Origin of the sequence: Sulfitobacter dubius (genome assembly GCF_900113435.1) — a bacterium.
Taxonomy (GTDB): Bacteria; Pseudomonadota; Alphaproteobacteria; order Rhodobacterales; family Rhodobacteraceae; genus Sulfitobacter; species Sulfitobacter dubius.
Map to the genome: position 1 here is coordinate 1,030,593 of NZ_FOPG01000001.1, position 21,543 is coordinate 1,052,135.

The following is a 21,543-nucleotide window of genomic DNA, read 5'->3' on the forward strand; positions in this document are numbered from 1 at the left end:
GCGCCAAGTCCTTCTTAATGCGAGGCATCGGCGGTCTGCACAGCGGCCTCAGCCGCCTCCAGCGCCATGTCGTAATTGTCAACGAGAGCAGCCACCGACGGCCCGATCATATCCAGCACCAGTGCCGGGTAGACGCCCAGTATCAGGGTCATCGCCACCAGCGGTGCAATGATCCATTTCTCACGCGCGGTCATGTCGGTGATCGCCTTGAGGCTTTCCTTAATCAGGTCGCCCATCACAACGCGGCGATAGAGCCAGAGTGCATAGGCCGCCGAGAAGATCACCCCGGTGGTCGCCACAGCCGCCACCCAAGTGTTGACTTGGAAGGTCGCCATCAGCGTCAGGAATTCACCCACGAAGCCCGATGTGCCCGGCAGGCCCACGTTGGCCATGGTGAAGAACATGAAGACCAGCGCATAGGCGGGCATCCGGTTCACCAGACCGCCATAGGCGTCGATGTCACGAGTGTGCATCCGGTCATAGATCACGCCGACGCTGAGGAAGAGCGCGCCTGAGATGAAGCCGTGGCTGATCATCTGGAAGATCGCCCCATCGACACCCTGCTGGTTTGCAGCAAAGATGCCCATGGTCACAAAACCCATATGCGCGACCGAGGAATAGGCGATCAGCTTTTTCATGTCCTGCTGCACCAGTGCCACCAGCGAGGTATAGACGATGGCGATGGCCGACATCCACAGGATCAGCGGCGTCATCACCTCGGCCCCCACGGGGAACATCGGCAGGCTAAACCGCAGGAAGCCGTAGCCGCCCATCTTGAGCAAGATTGCCGCCAGAACCACGGAACCGGCTGTAGGCGCCTGAACGTGCGCGTCGGGCAGCCATGTGTGGACGGGCCACATCGGCATCTTGACCGCAAAGCTGGCAAAGAAGGCAAGGAACATCAATGTCTGCATGCCGCCGACGATCTGAATCCCCAGAAGCTCAAAGTTTTCGGAGCCGAAGTTATGCGTGAGCAGGCTGATTTCGCAGCCGCCGATGCAGGTGGTGCCCGCTTCGGTAAACATCGCCACCATCGCGACCAACATCAGCACCGAGCCGAGGAAGGTGTAGAGGAAGAACTTGAAGCTCGCGTAGATACGCTCTTTCCCGCCCCAGATGCCGATGATCAGGAACATCGGGATCAGACCGGCCTCAAAGAACAGGTAAAAGAGCACCAGATCCAGCGCCATGAAGACGCCGAGCATCAGCGTTTCCAAGAGCAGGAAAGCGATCATGTATTCCTTGACGCGATGCTCGACGTTCCAGCTTGCCGCGATGACGAGCGGCATCATGAAGGTCGTGAGCATCACGAAAAGGATCGAAATCCCGTCGACGCCAAGGCGGTACTTCAGACCCAGAAGCCAGTCGGCCTCATCCACGAACTGGAAATCGGTGTTGGACGGGTCAAAATCGAAGAGGACAAAAAGCGAGATCAGGAAGGTGACCGTCGTCGTGATGAAGGCCAGCCATTTCGCATTGCGCCCGGCGGCGGCATCGTCGCCCCGCAAAAACACCGCGAGGATCAGCGCTGCGAATGCCGGAATGAATGTGATGATTGAAAGCAGATGCGTATCCATCAGTTCGCTCCTCCGCTCATCGTCATCCATGTCACCAGAACGGCGATGCCGATCACCATGGCGAAGGCATAGGTGAAGATATAACCCGTCTGAGCCTTACCCGCGAGGCGGGTGAAGAAGGGGATGATCCCCATGGCGACGCCATTGAGCGTGCCGTCGATCACAGTGCCATCGCCACGTTTCCACAGGAACCGGCCGATCGTTTTGGCAGGACGCACGAAAATCACGTCGTAAACCTCATCAAAGTACCATTTGTTTTTCAGGAACAGGTAAAGCGGGCGTTGGTTTGCCGCCAAACGTCCCGGGACGGTTGGGCTCCAGATATAGAACCACAGGGCCATGACCAGACCGGCCAGCATCGCGATGAAGGGCGAGACCTTAACCCAAGTCGGGGCGGCGTGCGCGTCATCCAACACATGGTTATCGGGTGCAAAATAAAGCGCCCCCTCGCCCGGCGCACCGCCAAAGGCTTCGTGATGCGCGCCCGCGTCCTGATGACCTTCGACCAGCGCCTCGGCTCCGTGGTCGCCATCGACCGGACCCGTGGCTCCGTGGTTATCCTCCGCCCCTTCGACATGAGCGTCGCCGCCCTCGGCCATCTCGGCCATCGGGATGCCGTAGAATTTGCCAACTTGATCGGCATGGCCAAAGAAGCTGCCGTACCAGACCATCCCGGCAAAGACCGATCCGAGCGCCAGAACACCAAGCGGGATCAACATGACCATTGGGCTTTCGTGCGCGTGTTCATGCGTGTGCTTGTCGCCCCGCGGCGCGCCGAAGAAGGTGAGGAAAATCAAACGCCAGCTGTAGAAGCTGGTCATCGCCGCGGCGATCACTAGCATCCAGAAGCCATACATGGATCCACCGCCCCAAGCGCTTTCGATGATCGCGTCTTTCGACAGGAAGCCCGCGAAACCGATATGCGTCAGCGGGATGCCAACACCGGTGATCGCCAACGTGCCGATCATCATCGCCCAGAAGGTATAGGGAATCTTTTTACGCAGACCGCCGTAGTTGGTCATGTCTTGCTCATGGTGCATCGCGTGAATGACCGAGCCCGCGCCCAAGAAGAGCATCGCCTTAAAGAAGGCGTGTGTGAAGAGGTGGAACATCGCCGCCGAATACATGCCCACACCTGCGGCCACGAACATATAGCCAAGCTGCGACATGGTCGAATAGGCGATGACGCGTTTGATGTCGGTTTGCACCAAGCCAATGGTCGCCGCGACAAAGGCGGTGGTGGCGCCGATCACGGTGACGAAACCCATCGCCTCGGGCGCGAATTCCATCACCGGCGACATGCGGCAGACGAGGAAGACACCCGCGGTCACCATGGTCGCCGCGTGGATCAGAGCCGACACAGGTGTCGGACCTTCCATCGCGTCGGGCAGCCAAGTGTGCAGGAACAATTGCGCCGATTTACCCATCGCGCCGAGGAAGAGCAGGAAGGCGATCAGGTTCGCCGCGTTCCAATCGTTCCACAGGAAAGTCACCGTCTGCTCAGCCAAATCGGGTGCTGCGGCAAAGATATCGTCAAAGCGGATCGAATCCGTCAGCATATAGAGGCCGAAGATGCCCAGCAGGAAGGCAAAGTCCCCCACCCGGTTGACGACAAAGGCTTTCATCGCCGCGGCATTGGCAGAAGGCTTGCGGAAGTAGAAACCGATCAGCAGGTAGGAAGCGACACCGACGCCCTCCCAACCAAAGAACATCTGCACGAGGTTGTCGGCTGTCACCAGCATCAACATCGCGAAGGTAAAGAAGGACAGGTAGGCGAAGAACCGGGGGCGATAGCTTTCGTTATCGCGGAAGTTCTCGTCATGGGCCATGTAGCCGAAGGAATAGAGGTGTACGAGGCTCGACACCGTGGTGATGACGATCAGCATGATCGCGGTCAGACGGTCCAGGCGGATCGCCCAATCCGTGCTCAGCGTGCCGCTTTCGATAAAGCGCAAAATCTGAATCTGCTCGGTCGGGCCGTCCAGCGTTAGGAAAACCACCCAAGACAGGAAGGCGGCAAGAAATAGCAGCCCCGTGGCGACCCACTGGGCGGCCTTCTCACCGATGATCTTCCAGCCGAAACCGCAGAGGATGGCACCCACCAGCGGGGCGAATAGGATCGTGGTTTCCATTGCCTCAGCCCTTCATCACGTTGACATCTTCCACCGCGATCGAGCCACGGTTGCGGAAGAAACAGACCAGAATGGCGAGGCCGATGGCAGCCTCCGCCGCAGCGACGGTGAGCACGAAGAGCGTGAAGACCTGCCCCGTCAAATCACCAAGGAAACTGGAGAAAGCAACGAGGTTGATGTTCACCGCGAGCAGCATCAATTCGATGCTCATCAGCAGAATGATCACGTTCTTGCGGTTCAGGAATAGCCCGAAGATGCCGATGACAAACAGCGTAGCCGCCACTGTCAGGTAATGCTCAAGTCCGATCATGTCGTCCCTTACGTTCCCGCCCCTTGATGGGCTTTGGTCGCGCCCCATTTGATGGGGCTTTTAGTATCACTTTGCCCCGGCTGCCACCGGGATTGCCGAAGCTTTAGCCGATAAAGCTGTAGCCGCCGAAAAACACGACGATCAACACCACGACCAGTACCACGATTGTTGTTCTCGACATTTCGACGTCCCTTTTCTCTCTTGGTTCAGCCGTTCTCTTTCAAAGAGAACGGCTACGGAATTTTTAAAAAATTCCGCTTGTTACAGGCCCTGCCCCGACTTCACGTCGCGCAGCTCCATCGCTTTAGCCGGGTCGCGCATCATCTGGGCCACCACGTCTTGGCGCTTCACGTCCTTGCGGTGACGCAATGTCAGCACGATCGCCCCGATCATCGCCACCAACAGGATCAGACCCGCCAGTTGGAAGAGCAGGAAGTAGCGATCATAGAGCAACAAGCCGAGCGCTTCGGTGTTGAAACGGGTGGGATCAATGGCATTGGCGCGCAGGCTCTCGGCCGCTTCGCTCTGCTCCCATGCGCCAAAGGCCATGACGAATTGCATCAAGATCACCAGAGCGATCAACAGCGCCAGCGGCATATACCGCGCCATCTCGGCCTTAAGCTCGGCGAAATCTACGTCGAGCATCATGACCACGAAGAGGAAAAGCACCGCCACCGCGCCGACATAGACGATGACCAGCAGCATCGCCACGAACTCCGCGCCGAGCAGAACGAAGAGCCCCGCCGCCGAGAGGAAGGACAGGATCAGCCAAAGCACCGAATGCACCGGGTTGCGGCTGATGACCGTGAACAGTCCGCCGGTGATGACGCTGATCGCGAAGAGGTAAAATGAAAAGACCGTCATGCGCCGTCTTCCTTCTTGGTATCTTTTTCTTCGTCGAGAACCGATTGCGCCAGTTCCAACGCCCGGGTCATCGCGGGAAGCCCGGCAAAGACCGACATCTGGCTGATCGTCTCGACGATATGTTGCTTTGTGGCCCCGGCCTCGCGCGCGTGGCGCACGGTTTGGCGGAGGGCCATATCATTCTGCGCGCCCTGCATGGTCAGCCCCGCCAGGGTCAGAAGCAGCCGCGTCCGCGCGTCCAGCCCGCCCTTATTCACCGTGTCGCCGAACCAGAAATCCATCATTTCCTTCGGCATGGTGCCCATCATCGCCTCGAACCCTTTTGGCGAAAAAGCATCCATCGCCGGAAAGGCTTTCGCCATTTCCTGCGCCTGCTTCATCATCGCATCAAAAGGGTTTTTGGGATCACTCATCTGTAGGGTGCGTCCATTTCGAGGTTGCGGGCAATCTCGGCTTCCCAGCGTTCGCCGTTGTCCAGCAGTTTCGCCTTGTCGTAGTAAAGCTCTTCGCGGGTCTCGGTCGAGAATTCGAAGTTCGGGCCTTCAACAATGGCATCCACTGGGCAGGCTTCCTGGCAGAAACCGCAGTAGATGCATTTGGTCATGTCGATGTCATAGCGCGTGGTGCGGCGGCTGCCGTCTTCGCGGGCTTCGGCGTCGATTGTGATGGCCTGCGCGGGGCAGATCGCTTCGCACAGTTTGCACGCGATGCAGCGCTCTTCACCATTGGGATATCGGCGCAACGCATGCTCCCCACGGAAACGGGGCGACAGAGGCCCCTTCTCATGCGGGTAGTTCAGCGTGGTTTTCGGCGCAAAGAAATAGCGCATCCCCAGCATGAACGCCTTAGCGTAGTCTGCCAGCAGGAAATATTTCGCGGCGCGGGTGTAGTCAGTCGTCGCCATATCAGCCCCCTACGGTCCAGCGGGCGTAGATGCCCCAGAACCAATCGAATTTTGCAGCGAATGCCACGAAGACCACCCAGAACAGCGAGAACGGCAGGAAGACTTTCCAACCCAGCCGCATCAGCTGGTCATAGCGGTAGCGCGGCGTGATTGCCTTCACCATGGCGAACATGAAGAAGACCATCAGCATTTTGATGAACATCCAGAAGAAGCCATCGGGCAGGAACGGCACCGGCGACAGCCAGCCGCCGAAGAACATCAGCGACACCAGCGCGCACATCAGCACCACGGCCACCAATTCGCCGATCATAAAGAGCAGGAAGGGGGTCGAGGAATATTCCACCTGATAGCCCGCCACCAGTTCTGATTCCGCTTCCGGCAGATCGAACGGCGGGCGGTTGGTTTCCGCCAGCGCCGAGATGAAGAACAGGATCAACATTGGGAAGTGCGGCAGGAAGTACCAGTTGAACAGACCCCAGTCGCCATCCTGTGCCGCCACGATGGACGAGAAGTTCATTGACCCGGTCGAGAGGATCACGCCGATGATGATCAGACCGATCGAGACTTCGTAAGAAATCATCTGCGCGGCGGAGCGCAGGCTCCCTAGGAACGGGTATTTCGAGTTCGACGCCCAACCGCCCATGATTACGCCGTAAACCTCAAGCGAGGAGACGGCGAAGACATAGAGGATGGCCACGTTGATGTCCGACAGGATCCAGCCTTCGTTGAAAGGGATCACCGCCCAAGCGATCATCGCCATGACAAAGGAAATCATTGGCGCGAGGAAGAAGACCCCCTTGTCCGCGCCCGCCGGAACCACCACTTCTTTAACGATATATTTGAGGAAGTCGGCAAAACTTTGAAGCAGGCCGAAGACGCCCACAACGTTGGGGCCACGGCGCATCATCACGGCGGCCCAGATCTTGCGGTCGGCATACATGAGGAAGGCAAGCGCCAGCAGCAACGGCACCACCAGCAGCAACACCTGCCCAACCGTCAGCAGGCCGATGCCCAGATAGGTGTTGTAAAAGAAATCAGCCATAAGTCCTCACACCGTCGGAATGCCGCGTTCCGCGCATTGAAACGCGGTCACTTCGGCATCAATTGTCTTCAAGCCTTTGGGCAGGCTCGGCGAGATTGTGTAAACAGCATCTGCCCGCCATATGCCACCCTCTTCGGTCACATTTGTCCGCACATGTCGCGCAAAACCGTAGCCCCGGATCAACGTATACTGCGCTGCAGCACATTCGGCGTAATCCGACACGTCTTGGTTCGACAACGCCTTAGTCATGGCCACGTTAAACTGCACCAAATCACCGTCCAAAAGCTGGGTTTCGACCCCCTTGTAATCGGGGATAAAATCCTCGGCCACCGGCACCTGCGCTTCGCAGGCGGCCAGCAGCATCAAGGGGGCCAGCATCATGGCTCTCACTCCGCCGCCATCGGCTCGGCCCGGCGCGCGGCGGCCAAGGCCGATAGTTCCGCCATCAACTGGCTGGCCCGCGCGATCGGGTTGGAGAGATAGAAGTCACGTACCGCGGGCGCGAAAGAGGCATCACCCAGCTTACCGGCGGGCAGCGCGGCCCATTCGTTTTCCGGCACCTCATCCACATTCGCCAGATGCGGCACGGCCTCGGTCAACTTGCGGCGCAGCTGGGCGATGGAATCATAGCCCAACTGCGCGCCCAACTCAGCCGAGAGCGCCCGCAGAATCGCCCAGTTTTCCTTGGCCTGACCCGGCGCGAACCCAGCACGTTGCGCCAATTGCGGACGGCCTTCGGTGTTGACGAACAGACCCGGCTCTTCGGTATAGGCGGCACCCGGCAGGATGATGTCGGCGCGATGTGCGCCGCGATCCCCATGGCTGCCTTGGTAGATCACGAAAGGGCCGGCACCGATTTCGACCTCATCCGCGCCGAGGTTATAGATCACCTCCGCCGCGTTCACGTCGTCCATGCCGTTTTCAGCCGTGGCACCGATGTCCATCGCGCCGACGCGCGACGCTGCGGTGTGCAGGACCATCAGCTTGCTCTTGGTTTTCTCGGCCAGCTCCATCGCTTTCGCCAGAACCGCAGCGCCATCCGCTTCGCGCAGCGCGCCTTGGCCGACCACAACCACCGAAGGCTGCTCCAGCACCTCGTCGAAGTCGCTACCCATCAGTTTGTCGAGGGTCGCGCGGTCATTGCCCAGATGGTGATGCGGGTACGTCAGATCCGCGGCTTCGCCGATCAAGCCAACCTCTGCGCCATTGCTCCACGCTTTGCGGATGCGCGCGTTCAGCACTGGCGCTTCAACCGCGGGGTTGGTGCCGATCAGCTGGATCATCTTGGCGTTATCAAGGTCTTCGATCCGGGCGTTGCCGACATAGCCGAAACGATTGCCCGCAGGCAGCTTCGCCCCATCGGTGCGGCATTCGACGACACCGCCCTGCCCTTCGATCAACTGCTTCAGCGCAAAGGCGGCCTCAACCGAAGACAGATCGCCGATGAGACCGGCCAGTTTCTTGCCCTTCATCGCGGCAGCGGCGGCATTCAGCGCCTCGGGCCAGCTGGCTTTGCGCAGTTTACCATTCTCGCGGATATAGGGCGTATCCAGACGCTGGCGGCGCAGACCGTCCCAGACAAAGCGCGTCTTGTCGGAAATCCACTCTTCGTTCACGCCGTCATGGTTGCGCGGCAGGAAGCGCATGACTTCGCGGCCTTTGGTATCGACCCGGATGTTGGAGCCTAGCGCATCCATCACGTCGATGCTCTCGGTCTTGCTGAGTTCCCACGGACGCGCGGTGAAGGCGTAGGGTTTACTGACCAACGCACCGACGGGGCAAAGGTCAATAATGTTGCCCGAAAGATTGCTGTCGATCAGTGAGCCTAGATAGGTCGTGATCTCGGCATCCTCGCCCCGGCCTGTCTGCCCCATGACGTGCTGTCCCGCGACCTCGGTCGTGAAGCGCACGCAGCGGGTGCAGGAAATGCAGCGGGTCATGTGAGTCTCGACCAGCGGGCCGAGATCGAGGTCTTCGGTGGCGCGCTTCGGCTCGCGGTAGCGCGAGAAATCGACGCCGTAGGCCATCGCCTGATCCTGAAGATCGCACTCACCGCCCTGATCGCAGATCGGGCAATCCAGCGGGTGGTTGATGAGCAGGAACTCCATCACGCCCTCGCGAGCCTTTTTGACCATCGGCGAGTTGGTTTTCACGACCGGCGGCTGGCCTTCCGGCCCGGGCCGCAGGTCACGCACCTGCATGGCGCAGGAGGCGGCAGGCTTGGGCGGCCCGCCGACGACTTCCACAAGACACATCCGGCAGTTACCGGCGATCGACAGACGCTCGTGGTAACAGAAGCGCGGCACCTCGATGCCAACCTGCTCGCAGGCCTGAATGAGCGTCATCGCCCCTTCGACTTCAACTTCTTTACCGTCGATGATGATCTTGCGGATATCGCTCATAAGCTCACTTTGCCTTCAGTAACGAACCGATCCGGCTCGATTTTTGAATCTCTTCGCGTCCAAGCGCACAATAGCTTTGCGGGTCCGAAGTATCGACCCCCTTCGCCTTGAAAAACGCGGCCCCGCGCGCTTTCATCCGTGCTTTTTCGGCGTCACTATCGATATAGGCGTCGATCTCGGCGTCGGAGTAGCCCAGATCGCCAGCCTTGCCCTTCAAGTCCCATGCCATCTTGATCGCGCGCAGCATCCGCGCGCTGATGTCGGGGCAGTTTTTCCGGATGATGTCGGCCATGCCAATATCCAACAGCGCGTCATCAATCGCGGCCACGTCACGCAATGGCGGTTTGGCCATCGCGGGTGTCACGGTGGCGGCGGTCAGGCTCAGGCCCATCACGGCGATCATCAGGGTGCGCATATCAATTCTCCTTCATGCAGCGGGCCGGAACGGCCCGTCTGACAGATGGAGTTCGGGGTGCGTGATATTCAATATCACCGCCCGCACAGGCCGTGGCCCCGCGATATGTCGCCGATGAGATCACTGTGGGCAGCGGCCCTGAAAGGTTACCGCACCACCATCAAGCCGCAACGTGCCTGTCGGCGCGTCGGGGCCAAAGGTCCATTCGATGTCCGAGTTGCCGTAGTTGCCGACGCAGTATTTCACCGCTTCATAACGTGCCGCCGCGCGGGCACCGTCAATCGACTTGCCGGCATCTTTGACGGTCACTTGAAACACATCGCGCTGGCCATCGACCTTGCGCAGTTTGGTGCTAAAATAGTGACCATCAAAAGCCACACGCTCACCATCATTGGCACAGCCCGCCAGCAGGGCGCTCACCGTCAAAAGCGTCAAAGCATATTTCATAGACCTACTCCGCTGCGCCCCGCGCCCGGCATTGCCGAACGCTTCGCGCCTGTTATGGAACGGACGCGTCAAACGCGCGCCCGCTATCGCCCCTACTGCGCCAAGCGTCAAGCCACCGGCCCGACGCATTGCACAGTTTTACTCCGCCGCAACCGCGCTGACACTGCCTGTGCGCTTGTGTTTGATCCGGTCTTCGATTTCGTCCCGGAAGTGACGGATCAAACCTTGGATCGGCCAAGCCGCCGCATCGCCAAGCGCGCAGATCGTGTGGCCTTCGACCTGTTTGGTCACGTCGAGCAGCATGTCGATCTCTTCGGGCTCTGCATCGCCCCAGACCAGACGATCCATCACCCGCATCATCCAACCGGTGCCTTCGCGGCAGGGCGTACACTGGCCGCAGCTTTCGTGTTTGTAGAACTTCGACAGACGCCAGATCGCTTTGATCACGTCGGTCGAGTTGTCCATTACTATCACCGCCGCGGTGCCAAGGCCCGAACGTTGCTCGCGCAGATAGTCGAAATCCATGATCGCGCCGCGCATGTCTTTGCCCGGGATCAATGGCACCGAGGAGCCTCCGGGGATCACGGCCTTGAGGTTGTCCCAGCCGCCGCGAATGCCGCCGCAATGAGTTTCAATCAGCTCTTCGAAGGAAATCGACATGGCCTCTTCGACCACGCAAGGGTTGTTGACGTGACCCGAGATCGCGAACAGCTTGGTGCCCGCGTTGTTGGCGCGGCCAAAGCCTGCGAACCACTCCGGCCCGCGCCGCAGGATGGTCGGCACCACGGCGATGGATTCGACGTTGTTCACGGTCGTCGGGCAGCCATAAAGACCCGCGCCTGCCGGGAACGGCGGCTTCATGCGCGGCATGCCCTTCTTGCCTTCGAGGCTTTCCAGAAGTGCTGTTTCTTCGCCGCAAATGTAAGCCCCTGCCCCGTGGTGCAGGTAGATGTCAAAGTCCCAACCGGATTTGGAGGCGTTCTTGCCCACCAGCCCGGCTTCATAGGCTTCATCAATCGCGGTCTGAAGTGCTTCGCGCTCACGGATGTATTCGCCGCGCAAGTAGATATAGCAGGCGTGGGCGTTCATCGCGAAAGAGGCGATCAAGCAGCCTTCGATCAGCGTATGCGGATCATGACGCATAATCTCGCGGTCTTTGCAGGTGCCCGGCTCGGATTCGTCGGCGTTGACCACCAGATAGGCCGGGCGGCCGTCGCTTTCCTTGGGCATGAAGGACCATTTCAGCCCCGTCGGGAAGCCCGCCCCGCCCCGGCCCCGCAGGCCAGAGGCTTTCATCTGGTCGACGATCCAATCGCGGCCCTTTTGAATGATCCCGGCGGTGCCATCCCAATGACCGCGCGACTGCGCGCCTTTCAGGGTGCGGTCATGCATGCCGTAAATGTTGGTAAAAATGCGGTCTTTGTCCTGAAGCATGATGCCTACCTTTGGTTCTCACGGCTGGCCCGGCGGGCCTGCCACATTTGATATATCACGACCATCGCCCAGAAAAGCGCGGCCAGTGCAGCAAAGTCGAAGAGCAGCGCATAGCGCCCCGGCAGGCCGAGCGCGGGGCCAGCCCATTGCATGGCCAGCCACAAGCACATGGTCACGGCAATGACCAGCCCTGCGGTGCGGCCCTTGCGGGCAAGCGCTCTGTCTTCGGCTTCGCTCATGTCTCTCGTCGCTCCGTCAGACTCCGGCCTTGCCGTCATTGGCAAGGGCTTTGGCCTGACCGATCCAATCGTCACGTTGAATGCGGCCCTTGAACCGCAAACGGGAATCGACCCATTCAATTTCATCGCCCTGAAGGGCTGCGATCTGATCGAAATGGTAGATGCCCAACTCATTCAGGGTCTGTTCCAACTTCGGCCCGATGCCACCAATACGCTTAAGGTCATCCGCCCCGCCCGCACGCGGCGCGTCGAGCAGTGCCGGTTTGCCGTCGGTAGAATGGCTATCGGTGGCGGGCACTGGTGCGGGTTCGGCCTCTGAGGGCTCGGCTGGCGCTTCGACGACCTGTGTCGGGCTCTTTACGGCGACAGGAGCTTCCTCCGCTTCGACGACCTCTTCGGGCGCGGCCTCAACCGCGGCGGTATCGGCAACAGGTGCTGTCGGCTCCTGCTCCGGTGTTTCCTCGGCGGATTCTACCGGCGCACTGGCCTTGCGTGCCGCTCCGATGCCGGCGTCGCCCGCTGGCACGTTGCCCACAGCCGATGAAATGCTGCCCGAAGCGGTGGACGCGCCTGCGACCGATGCCGCTGCCGCACTGCGCGTGGTATCCTGAGGGGCTGCCGCAGGCACATCTTTGCACAGCAGAGTCATCGCCAGATAGCCCACGATCACCGCCACCAGCACACCGGCCAGAATGCACATCAACAGCCCCCAGATGCCGAAGGCCAACAACAAGAATGCCGCCAGCAAACCGACACCAGCACCCAGCCACCAGCAGCGCTTGGTGCAGGCTTCTCGTTCCGAAATATCCGTCATGACTGTCCTTCTCTCCCTTGATGCGGGCGATGCGGCTTATGGCTCTGCGGGGTGGTGTGGGTGCCGTCCTTGGCCCGTTGTTAATCTCCGTCCTATTCTTCTGCGAGGCGCGCGGCCTGCTCTACCCAAGTGTCACGGCTGACGCGGCCTTTGAACCCTTCGAGGTTCTGGTCGACCCAAGCGACCTCCTCCGGGCCCCATTGGGCGATCTGGTCAAAGTGGTAAAAGCCCATGCCGTTGAGCATCTGCTCCAGCTTCGGACCGACGCCTTTGATCTTTTTCAGATCATCAGCACCGCCCTCACGCGGGCCGTCCAACTGGGCAGGCTTTTGGCCGGGCGCAGCGGGGGCGCTGGTCTCGGCCTTCGCCGCATCGGCACTCTCGCCCTTGGGGTCACGTTTGGAGCGCGGTTTGCTCTTTGACGTGGCTTCGGCTTCTTGCTCGGTCACGCCGGTTTTGTCGGTGGCCTCGCCCTCGGCGGGACGCGGCTCTTCGGCTTCGACTTCTTCCACCGTTTCAGGCTCCGGCGCCTTGGGCTGGTTTTGCCACGGGGTCAGCAGCGGCACTTCGGTGCCGTCGATGCGTTTGACGGTATCACCGATGTCCACCGCAGCCTGCGCGCTGGCGTTATACTGGGTGCGGCCGCTTTCGTGGTCGGTTAAGCTGGTCAACCCGCCCAGAGGCTCGGAGGCATAGCGCCCGTTCTGCGGGCCAGGCACCGGCACGCGCCCATCGCTCAACTCATCAAGGATTTCGTTCAGCCGCGCGGTAGTCAGGTCTTCGTAATAGTCCTTGCCGATCTGTGCCATGGGCGCATTGGAACAAGCGCCAAGGCATTCGACCTCTTCCCAAGAAAAGCGCCCATCCGCTGACAACTCATGGGGTTTATTGGCGATGCGCTCTTTGCAGACGGCGACCAAATCTTCGGCCCCGCAGATCATGCAGGACGTGGTGCCACAAACTTGGATATGCGCAACGGAACCAACAGGTTGCAGTTGGAACATGAAGTAGAATGTAGCGACTTCCAGACCGCGGATATAGGCCATGCCCAGCATTTCCGAGACATGCTCGATCGCCGGACGGGTCAACCAGCCCTCTTGCTCTTGCGCGCGCCACAAAAGCGGGATGATCGCGCTGGCCTGACGGCCTTCGGGGTATTTGGTGATCTGCGCTTCGGCCCATTCTTGGTTGGCGGGCGTGAAGGCAAAACTGTCGGGCTGGTCAGGGTGTAGACGGCGGAGCATTAGTTCGAACCTATGGTCAGGCGGAGGCCAATGATGCCTCCGGCGTAAATTTCTTCAAAACGGAGCGATGCGACCGGCATCACCGGTCAATCTCTCCAAAGACGACGTCCATCGTACCGATGATCGCGGCCACATCGGCAAGCTGGTGACCGCTGGCCACATGATCCATCGCCTGCAGGTGCAAGAAGCCCGGTGCGCGGATCTTAGCGCGGTAGGGTTTGTTCGAGCCATCGGCCACAAGGTAGACGCCGAACTCGCCCTTCGGCGCTTCGACCGCGCAGTACACTTCGCCCTCGGGCACGTGGAAACCTTCGGTGTAGAGCTTGAAGTGGTGGATCAGGCTTTCCATGTCGGTCTTCATCGCGGTGCGCGATGGCGGGGTGATCTTGCCACGGGCGAGGATATCGCCCTGCCCCTCGGGGGCGCGCAGTTTTTCGATCGCCTGCTGAATAATGTAGGTCGACTGGCGCATTTCTTCCATGCGGCAGAGGTAACGGTCAAAGCAGTCGCCGTTCTTGCCTACAGGGATCTGGAAGTCAAATTCATCGTAGCATTCATAGGGTTGCGAGCGCCGCAGATCCCAGGCCAGCCCCGAGCCGCGCACCATAACGCCGCTGAAGCCGTAATCGAGAATTTCTTGCTCGGAGACGATGCCGATGTCGACGTTCCGCTGTTTAAAGATCCGGTTCTCGGTCAGCAACTCATCGATATCGACCATAAATTTGGTCAGGAATTGATCGCACCAAGCTTCGATATCGTCCAGCAGCGCGGGCGGCAGGTCTTGGTGGACGCCGCCGGGGCGGAAATAGGCCGCGTGCAGGCGTGCGCCGCAGGCCCGCTCGTAAAAGATCATCAGGCTTTCACGCTCTTCAAAACCCCAAAGCGGCGGCGTGAGCGCGCCCACGTCCAGCGCCTGCGTGGTGATGTTCAGAAGGTGGTTCAGGATGCGGCCAATTTCGCAGAACAGCACACGGATCAGCGAGGCGCGGCGCGGCACAACGGTGCCGGTCAGCTTTTCAATCGCCAGACACCAAGCGTGCTCTTGGTTCATCGGGGCCACGTAATCCAACCGGTCGAAATACGGTAGGTTTTGCAGATAGGTGCGGCTTTCCATCAGCTTTTCGGTGCCACGGTGCAGCAGGCCGATATGCGGATCGCACCGCTCTACAACCTCGCCGTCAAGCTCAAGCACCAGACGCAAAACACCGTGCGCGGCAGGGTGTTGCGGGCCGAAGTTGATGTTGAAGTTGCGGATCTTCTGCTCGCCGGACTCAAAGTCGGTCGACCCGTCGTCAAAGGCTTTTGTGCGAATGTCGCCGTCCATTACCGTTTCTCCAGTTCTTGCAGCTTCATGCCCATCCACCACAGCAAGGCGATCGTGCCTAGCGGGATCAGACAGGCCGCCGCCCAGTATTTATTGATGCCAAAGAACGGCAGCAGTTTGACCATTGGAATGGCCGTCAGTGCCGAAAGGATCAGCCAGCCAAACCCGCCCATTACTTCGCGTCCTTGCTCACATTGCCATCGGGCGCAGATTTGTCATCGCCGGGCAGAATGTAATCGGCCCCCTCCCAGGGCGACATAAAGTCGAACTGGCGGTATTCCTGCACTAGGCTAACCGGTTCATAGACCACGCGCTTGGCGGCTTCGTCATAGCGCACTTCGGTATAGCCCGTCGTCGGGAAATCCTTGCGGAGCGGGTGCCCGCGAAAGCCATAGTCGGTCAGGATGCGGCGCAGGTCCGGGTGGCCGGAGAACAGGATGCCGAACATGTCAAAGACTTCACGCTCGAACCAATCGGCACTGGGGTGTACGCTGGTGATCGACGGCACCATGTCCTTTTCCCGCGCGGTAGCGCGCAGGCGGATGCGGTGGTTTTGGTACATCGACAGGAAGTGGTAAACCACGTCGAACCGTTTCGCACGGCCGGGATAGTCCACCGCCGTGATGTCGACCAAAGTCGAGAAACGGCAGGTCGGATCGCCCTTGAGGAACTCAACAAGGCCCGCGATATTTGCCAGCGCCACGGACATGTTCAACTCACCCTTGGTGACATCCCATCCCAGCACACAATCGGGCCGCTTGGCTTCGATATAGGCCCCAAGTTCCTGCAGTTGTTCGCTCATCGCAAATCTTCCTTCCACGCGCCGATCAACGCCATCTCACTGTCCCGCGCCTTTGGCGCGCTGTCCTTCTGCCTGCCCCTCACCCGGCGCAGGCCCTTGTCTTAGCGCACGATAGTCCCGGTGCGGCGGATTTTACGCTGCAACTGGAGGATACCATACAGCAGCGCCTCTGCCGTGGGCGGGCAACCGGGCACATAGACGTCAACCGGCACAATGCGGTCACAGCCGCGCACGACCGAGTAGCTGTAGTGATAGTAACCGCCACCATTCGCGCAGGAGCCCATCGAGATCACATAGCGCGGCTCTGGCATCTGGTCGTAGACTTTGCGCAGCGCCGGGGCCATCTTGTTGGTCAGCGTGCCCGCAACGATCATCAGATCCGACTGGCGCGGGCTTGCACGCGGTGCCGTGCCGAAACGCTCAAGGTCATAGCGCGGCATGGAGCTATGCATCATCTCAACCGCGCAGCATGCCAGACCAAAAGTCATCCAGTGCAGGCTGCCGGTACGCGCCCAGTTGATGATGTCTTCGGTCGAGGTCAGCAGGAAACCCTTGTCCTGCAATTCGGCATTCAGGCTCTGGGTCGCGAATTCCGGGTCAGGCCCCGCACCGTATTGACCGTAGGCTGCTGGCGCAGACGCCCCGGATTTCACCCGCGGGCTTTGGTGGCCGTCGCCCATCACTGGGGTGACCAATCCATCATCCTTTACTGCCATTCGAGCGCTCCCTTCTTCCATTCATAGGCGAAGCCCGCCGTCAGCACGCCCAAGAACACCATCATCGACCAAAAGCCCACCATGCTCACCTCTTTGAAAGCCACTGCCCAAGGGAAGAGGAAGGCGATTTCGAGGTCGAAGATAATGAAGAGGATCGACACCAGATAGAAACGCACGTCGAATTTCATCCGCGCGTCGTCAAAAGCGTTGAACCCGCATTCATAGGCCGAGACCTTTTCCGGGTCAGGGTTGCGCACAGCCACCACCACAGCGGCGAGGATCAGCACAAGGCCAAGGCCAATCGCCACGGCCAGAAAAACGAGGATGGGCAGGTATTCCCGCAGCATGTCGTCCAAGGGGATGCTCCTTTCGCGGTGCGCGGCAATCGAAAGGGGTCCGAGCCCCGCGCAGACAAACTTGGATTGGGTTTAACTCTGCCGGTGGGTAGGGTCAACGGGCCAAGCCCGCATATTGCTGCCCGCCCCGCTTCAATACCGTCAAATCTTCTGTATTGCGCGTTAGATCACCCAAGCTGCCTTGCGCTTGTCGAAAAATGCACCGATTCCTTCGGCTGCTTCTTCGGTTTCCCAACGTGCGGCCAGCGCATTGATGGACAGCTTTACCGCCTCGGGTGTGGCGATTCCGCCCAAGTCCTGCGCGAGCTTCTTGGCTGCCGCAACGGCACCCGGTGCGCAAGAGAGATATGGCACGACTTCGGCCTCAATCGCCGCGTCGAGTTCGTCGGCCGGAACGGCGCGCGCGAGCAGCCCCAGATCAACGGCCTCTGCCGCGCCAAATAGCCGCGCAGACATAAAGACCCGCCGCGCCCGCCCCTCGCCCATCCGCGCCAGAACGTATGGCCCGATGGTCGCCGGGATGATGCCGAGCCGGGTTTCGGTGAAACCCATCTTTAAGGTATCGATCCCAACGGCCACGTCACAGACCGCCGCCATACCAACCCCGCCACCAAAGGCATTGCCTTGCAGTTTGCCAATAACCGGCTTTGGCAACGCGTTGAGCGCGCCCAGCATCGTCGCAAGTTTGCCTGCCTCAGCCGAGCGTGTCTCAGCATCCATATCCGCCTGATCGCGCATCCAGCCCAGATCACCGCCCGCGCAAAAGGATTTGCCCGCCCCGGTCAGCACCACCACACGCACCGCATCGTCGGCGGCCAGTTTGCCCGCCGCATCCGTCAAGTCCGCCAGCATCTGCGCAGACATCGCGTTGTGCTTTTCAGGACGGTTCAGGGTCAGCGTCGCCACCCCGCGCGAGTCGGTTTCGATCGTCAAAGTCTCGTACATGTCAGCCTCGCATTGCCCGCGCCATTTCGGCGGCATCCAGCACCACCGCCTGATCGACACCGGTGTCATAGCCAAGCGCCGTCAGGTGTTCGTTCACCGCCTCAGTGGCGACATTGCCCGCAGCCCCCGGCGCATAGGGGCAACCGCCCAAGCCGCCCACCGCCGCATCGAAGACACGCACGCCCATCGACAGGGACGCGTCGATGTTCGCCATCGCCCGACCGTGGGTGTCATGATAATGCCCTGCCAAGCGCCCCACCGGCACCACGTCACGCACCGCTAGCAGCATCCGCGCGATGCTGTCGGGGGTGCCCGCGCCGATGGTGTCGCCAAGGGACACTTCGTAGCAACCCATCGCGAACAGCTTATCCGCCACCCGCGCCACGTCAGCCGGGGCAACTTTGCCGTCATAAGGGCATTCAACCACGCAAGAGACATAGCCCCGCACCGGCATGTCGATATGACGTGCTTCTTCAAGGATCGGCGCGAAACGCTCAAATGCCTCCTCGATGCTGGCATTGATGTTCTTCTGACTGAACCCTTCGGAGGCCGAGGCAAAAATCGCGATCTCGTCTGCCTTGGCCGCCACTGCGTCCTCGTAGCCGCGCATGTTGGGGGTCAGCGCGGCATAGCGAACACCCTCAGTGCGGCTAATGCCGCCCAGCACCTCGCCCGAGCCTGCCATTTGCGGCACCCATTTGGGACTGACGAAACTCGCACACTCGATCCGCCGAAAGCCCGCTTCGCTGAGCTTGTTCACCAGTGCTACCTTCTCGGCCACCGGTATCTCACGCTTCTCGTTTTGCAGGCCGTCCCGCGGGCCGACCTCGAAAATTTCACATGGTCCAAGGCTCATTGGCCGCTCTCCTCCGCTGTATTGCCCGCCTGCCCGGCCTTACTCGACCGGCCATGGCGCATAAAAATCCTGCGCGTACAACCGCCCCTCCTCGGGCAGTGCTTGTTCAAAGCTGTCACGCTCGGTGATCCGTTCATACCACGCCGCGACCGAGGGGTGGTCATCCAATTTCACGAAATGCCGCGCCATATAGACCGCTTGGCCCACCGAGATGTCAGCGGCTGAGAAACCAGAGGTGAGCAGGTAATCGCGGTTCTCCAGCGGCGTCGATAGACGGGCCTCAAGCGCATCATAGCATTTGGCAATGCGCGCGGCCTCAAGCTTCATTATGATGGGGCTGCGCATCGCATCCTCGCGCAGGGCGATGTGCTGCTGGGTTAATGCTGCTGCGTGCTGGCTGATCGTTTCAGCGAAATTCACCCAAACAAGCCACGCCATCCGGTCCGGGCTGCCGACCGAGCGGCCCATCCGATCAGGGGAGTAGCGTTCGCACAGATACTGCGTGATCGCCACCGTCTCAAACATTCGCTCGCCGTCAATCTCTAGCGCGGGCACGCGACCTGCGGGGGAGAGGATCAGATATTCCGGGTCGCGCAGGCTGCGGTCAAAGGCATGGATTTTGACCTGAAACTCAATGTCATCCAACTCATGCAGCAGCCAGAGTGTGCGCATGGAACGGGTCTGTGGGCAGTGATGAAGTGTAATCATGCAGCGTCCTCTGCTTCGGCTTCCAACCGGACAAGAGCGGCTCCCGCCTCAACCTGATCGCCGGGTTGGGCCAGCACTTCGGCCACCACGCCATCTCGCGCGGCCAGCAGCAAATGCTCCATCTTCATTGCTTCCAGCACCGCAAGCCGATCGCCTTTTGTCACGCTTTGGCCGACTTCGGCATCAATCGCGCGCACCAGACCGGGCATCGGTGCCTCGACGATATTGCCATCGCCGTGCGCACCAGCAGCCCGTGCCAGCGGGTCGACCACGTCAATGACAATGCCGTAGGCATCAAACACCGTGACCACATTATCCGCGACCGAGACTGTCGGCGCGACATGGCCGTCAACCTTCCAACGCCCGCCAATCCGCTCAGCGCGTACCTCGCTGTCACCGACATTCCAAAGTTGCACGTCTTCCGACAGTACCCTGACCTTCAGCAGATGTTCCTCACCGTCACGCGCCAAGGTGACTTGCCGTCGCAAGGGCCGCCAAAGGTTAAACCCCGCTTCGGCCTGCGGTTGATCCAACCCAAGCGCCGCCATTCCCGCCCGCGCGAAATGCCGCGCCGGCACTTCAGGCTGAGCGGTGAGCGCATCAATGTCGCGCGCAATCAACCCGGTATCGACATCACCCTGCGCAAACCCTTCGTGGCCCGCCAGCGCACCGAGGAACGCAAGGTTCGTCACCGTGCCGCCAACTTCGCAACCCGCCAACGCCGCCCGGAGACGAGAGAGCGCCACATCGCGGGTCGGTCCATGGACAATGACCTTGGCAATCATCGGGTCATAGAAAGGGCTGATCGTATCGCCCGCCCGCACGCCGCTGTCGGCGCGGGTATGGGGGGTGAAGTGTAGATGCGTCAGCGTGCCGGTAGCAGGCAAGAACCCTTTCGGCACATCCTCTGCATAGAGCCGCGCCTCAAAAGCATGACCGTTGATCGTCAGCGCGTCCTGCGCCTTGGGCAGTGCCTCACCCGCGGCGACACGCAACTGCCATTCGACCAGATCAACGCCCGTGATGAGTTCAGTGACTGGGTGCTCTACCTGCAAACGCGTGTTCATCTCCATGAAAAAGAACCCGTCCGCCGACAGACCGCCTGATCCATCGACGATAAATTCCACCGTCCCCGCTCCGGCATAGCCAATCGCCTCGGCCGCGCGTACCGCAGCATCGCCCATCGCTGTGCGCATCTCTTCGGTCATGCCCGGCGCGGGGGCCTCTTCGATTACCTTTTGATGGCGTCGCTGCAGCGAGCAATCACGCTCAAACAAATGCACCGCGTTCGTGCCATCGCCGAAGACCTGCACTTCGATATGGCGCGGTTTGGTGACAAATTTCTCGACCAGCACATCAGAGTTGCCAAAGGCCGTCTTGGCCTCAGACCGGGCCGAATTGAGCGCCGCTTGAAATTCCTTCGCCTCTTCGACCAGCCGCATCCCCTTGCCGCCACCGCCTGCGACGGCCTTGACCAGCACCGGATAACCAATCTTTCCGGCTTCTTCGGCCAGCAATGCGTCATCCTGATCCGCCCCGTGATAGCCCGGTACGACGGGCACGCCCGCCTCGACCATCAGTTCCTTGGCAGCATCTTTCAGCCCCATGGCCCGGATCGCCTTGGCCGAGGGCCCGATGAAGGTCAGTCCCGCGGCCTCAACCGCCTCCACGAAATCGGGGTTCTCGCTCAGAAACCCGTAGCCCGGATGGATCGCCTGCGCGCCACTGTCGAGTGCCGCCTGAATGATCACATCGCCCTTGAGGTAACTCTCCGACGGTGCCGAGCCGCCAATATGCACAGCCGCATCGGCCATCTGCACATGTTTCGCCGCCGCGTCCGCATCGGAATACACCGCAACACAGCGCACCCCCATGGCCTGCGCCGTTTCCATTACCCGGCAAGCAATCTCACCCCGGTTCGCAATCAGGATCGTGTCAAACATGCTCTACCCTTTTCATCTCTTACTGGCTCCAACTGGTCTTGGGGGTCCGCAGGTACGAACCCCGGCAAG

At 60.4% G+C, this 21,543-nt stretch carries 24 protein-coding genes; all 24 read right to left on the reverse strand.

Annotation, left to right across the window (positions count from 1 at the left end; all coding sequences use genetic code 11):
* Positions 1 to 14: 14 nt before the first annotated feature.
* The 24 genes from BM229_RS05080 to BM229_RS05190 all read right to left on the reverse strand — a co-directional run bounded on the left by BM229_RS05080 (position 15) and on the right by BM229_RS05190 (position 21,474).
* On the reverse strand, positions 15 to 1,577 hold the full coding sequence (locus BM229_RS05080) for an NADH-quinone oxidoreductase subunit M (RefSeq protein WP_208604024.1): 1,563 nt from the start codon (positions 1,575 to 1,577) through the stop codon (positions 15 to 17).
* Positions 1,577 to 3,709, reverse strand: coding sequence for an NADH-quinone oxidoreductase subunit L (gene nuoL, locus BM229_RS05085; RefSeq protein ID WP_093926557.1), 2,133 nt, complete (start codon positions 3,707 to 3,709; stop codon positions 1,577 to 1,579). Before nuoL ends, BM229_RS05080 begins: the two co-directional genes overlap by 1 nt.
* Positions 3,710 to 3,713: 4 nt before the next feature.
* Positions 3,714 to 4,019, reverse strand: coding sequence for an NADH-quinone oxidoreductase subunit NuoK (gene nuoK / locus BM229_RS05090; protein WP_007119508.1), 306 nt, complete (start codon positions 4,017 to 4,019; stop codon positions 3,714 to 3,716).
* A gap of 261 nt (positions 4,020 to 4,280) precedes the next feature.
* A complete protein-coding gene (locus BM229_RS05095) occupies positions 4,281 to 4,883 on the reverse strand; it encodes an NADH-quinone oxidoreductase subunit J (protein ID WP_093926558.1) in 603 nt (200 codons plus the stop codon).
* Positions 4,880 to 5,296 carry a carboxymuconolactone decarboxylase family protein gene (locus BM229_RS05100; RefSeq protein WP_093926559.1) on the reverse strand — a complete coding sequence of 139 codons (417 nt, stop codon included), beginning with the start codon at positions 5,294 to 5,296 and terminating at the stop codon, positions 4,880 to 4,882. The genes BM229_RS05095 and BM229_RS05100 overlap by 4 nt, the downstream gene beginning before the upstream one ends.
* The gene (nuoI, locus tag BM229_RS05105; protein ID WP_067630640.1) at positions 5,293 to 5,787 is read right to left on the reverse strand and encodes an NADH-quinone oxidoreductase subunit NuoI; all 495 of its coding nucleotides are present in this window, start codon (positions 5,785 to 5,787) and stop codon (positions 5,293 to 5,295) included. The genes BM229_RS05100 and nuoI overlap by 4 nt, the downstream gene beginning before the upstream one ends.
* A gap of 1 nt (position 5,788) precedes the next feature.
* Positions 5,789 to 6,829 carry an NADH-quinone oxidoreductase subunit NuoH gene (gene nuoH, locus BM229_RS05110; protein WP_093926560.1) on the reverse strand — a complete coding sequence of 347 codons (1,041 nt, stop codon included), beginning with the start codon at positions 6,827 to 6,829 and terminating at the stop codon, positions 5,789 to 5,791.
* Between the two features lie 6 nt (positions 6,830 to 6,835).
* Positions 6,836 to 7,207, reverse strand: a complete 372-nt coding sequence (locus tag BM229_RS05115) for a hypothetical protein (RefSeq protein ID WP_093927224.1) — start codon at positions 7,205 to 7,207, stop codon at positions 6,836 to 6,838.
* Positions 7,208 to 7,215: 8 nt separating this feature from the next.
* Positions 7,216 to 9,231, reverse strand: a complete 2,016-nt coding sequence (gene nuoG / locus BM229_RS05120; protein WP_093926561.1) for an NADH-quinone oxidoreductase subunit NuoG — start codon at positions 9,229 to 9,231, stop codon at positions 7,216 to 7,218.
* A 4-nt stretch (positions 9,232 to 9,235) separates the two neighbouring features.
* Positions 9,236 to 9,646, reverse strand: coding sequence for a DUF5333 domain-containing protein (locus tag BM229_RS05125; protein ID WP_093926562.1), 411 nt, complete (start codon positions 9,644 to 9,646; stop codon positions 9,236 to 9,238).
* A gap of 120 nt (positions 9,647 to 9,766) precedes the next feature.
* The gene (locus tag BM229_RS05130; RefSeq protein ID WP_093926563.1) at positions 9,767 to 10,093 is read right to left on the reverse strand and encodes a hypothetical protein; all 327 of its coding nucleotides are present in this window, start codon (positions 10,091 to 10,093) and stop codon (positions 9,767 to 9,769) included.
* Between the two features lie 138 nt (positions 10,094 to 10,231).
* Positions 10,232 to 11,527, reverse strand: a complete 1,296-nt coding sequence (gene nuoF, locus BM229_RS05135; RefSeq protein ID WP_093926564.1) for an NADH-quinone oxidoreductase subunit NuoF — start codon at positions 11,525 to 11,527, stop codon at positions 10,232 to 10,234.
* A gap of 5 nt (positions 11,528 to 11,532) precedes the next feature.
* A complete protein-coding gene (locus tag BM229_RS05140) occupies positions 11,533 to 11,766 on the reverse strand; it encodes a DUF5337 domain-containing protein (RefSeq protein ID WP_067263425.1) in 234 nt (77 codons plus the stop codon).
* A gap of 16 nt (positions 11,767 to 11,782) precedes the next feature.
* Complete coding sequence (locus tag BM229_RS05145; protein WP_093926565.1) at positions 11,783 to 12,580, reverse strand: hypothetical protein; 798 nt, start codon at positions 12,578 to 12,580, stop codon at positions 11,783 to 11,785.
* Positions 12,581 to 12,672: 92 nt separating this feature from the next.
* Positions 12,673 to 13,824 (reverse strand): NADH-quinone oxidoreductase subunit E, encoded by a 1,152-nt coding sequence (locus tag BM229_RS05150; RefSeq protein WP_093926566.1) that lies wholly within the window; start codon positions 13,822 to 13,824, stop codon positions 12,673 to 12,675.
* Positions 13,825 to 13,903: 79 nt separating this feature from the next.
* On the reverse strand, positions 13,904 to 15,148 hold the full coding sequence (locus BM229_RS05155) for an NADH-quinone oxidoreductase subunit D (protein WP_093926567.1): 1,245 nt from the start codon (positions 15,146 to 15,148) through the stop codon (positions 13,904 to 13,906).
* Positions 15,148 to 15,321: a hypothetical protein gene (locus tag BM229_RS18190; RefSeq protein ID WP_167360195.1), complete on the reverse strand. Its 174-nt coding sequence runs from the start codon at positions 15,319 to 15,321 to the stop codon at positions 15,148 to 15,150. Before BM229_RS18190 ends, BM229_RS05155 begins: the two co-directional genes overlap by 1 nt.
* A complete protein-coding gene (locus BM229_RS05160; RefSeq protein WP_093926568.1) occupies positions 15,321 to 15,950 on the reverse strand; it encodes an NADH-quinone oxidoreductase subunit C in 630 nt (209 codons plus the stop codon). Before BM229_RS05160 ends, BM229_RS18190 begins: the two co-directional genes overlap by 1 nt.
* 101 nt (positions 15,951 to 16,051) lie before the next feature.
* Entirely contained in the window at positions 16,052 to 16,666 is a 615-nt protein-coding gene (locus BM229_RS05165) for a NuoB/complex I 20 kDa subunit family protein (RefSeq protein ID WP_244152113.1), read from the reverse strand.
* On the reverse strand, positions 16,657 to 17,022 hold the full coding sequence (locus BM229_RS05170; RefSeq protein ID WP_067263411.1) for an NADH-quinone oxidoreductase subunit A: 366 nt from the start codon (positions 17,020 to 17,022) through the stop codon (positions 16,657 to 16,659). Before BM229_RS05170 ends, BM229_RS05165 begins: the two co-directional genes overlap by 10 nt.
* Before the next feature lie 162 nt (positions 17,023 to 17,184).
* Positions 17,185 to 17,967, reverse strand: coding sequence for a crotonase/enoyl-CoA hydratase family protein (locus BM229_RS05175; RefSeq protein ID WP_093926569.1), 783 nt, complete (start codon positions 17,965 to 17,967; stop codon positions 17,185 to 17,187).
* A 1-nt stretch (position 17,968) separates the two neighbouring features.
* Entirely contained in the window at positions 17,969 to 18,823 is an 855-nt protein-coding gene (locus BM229_RS05180; RefSeq protein WP_093926570.1) for a hydroxymethylglutaryl-CoA lyase, read from the reverse strand.
* 39 nt (positions 18,824 to 18,862) lie between these two features.
* Positions 18,863 to 19,531: a glutathione S-transferase family protein gene (locus BM229_RS05185; protein WP_093926571.1), complete on the reverse strand. Its 669-nt coding sequence runs from the start codon at positions 19,529 to 19,531 to the stop codon at positions 18,863 to 18,865.
* On the reverse strand, positions 19,528 to 21,474 hold the full coding sequence (locus tag BM229_RS05190) for an acetyl/propionyl/methylcrotonyl-CoA carboxylase subunit alpha (RefSeq protein ID WP_093926572.1): 1,947 nt from the start codon (positions 21,472 to 21,474) through the stop codon (positions 19,528 to 19,530). Before BM229_RS05190 ends, BM229_RS05185 begins: the two co-directional genes overlap by 4 nt.
* Between the last annotated feature and the right edge of the window lie 69 nt (positions 21,475 to 21,543).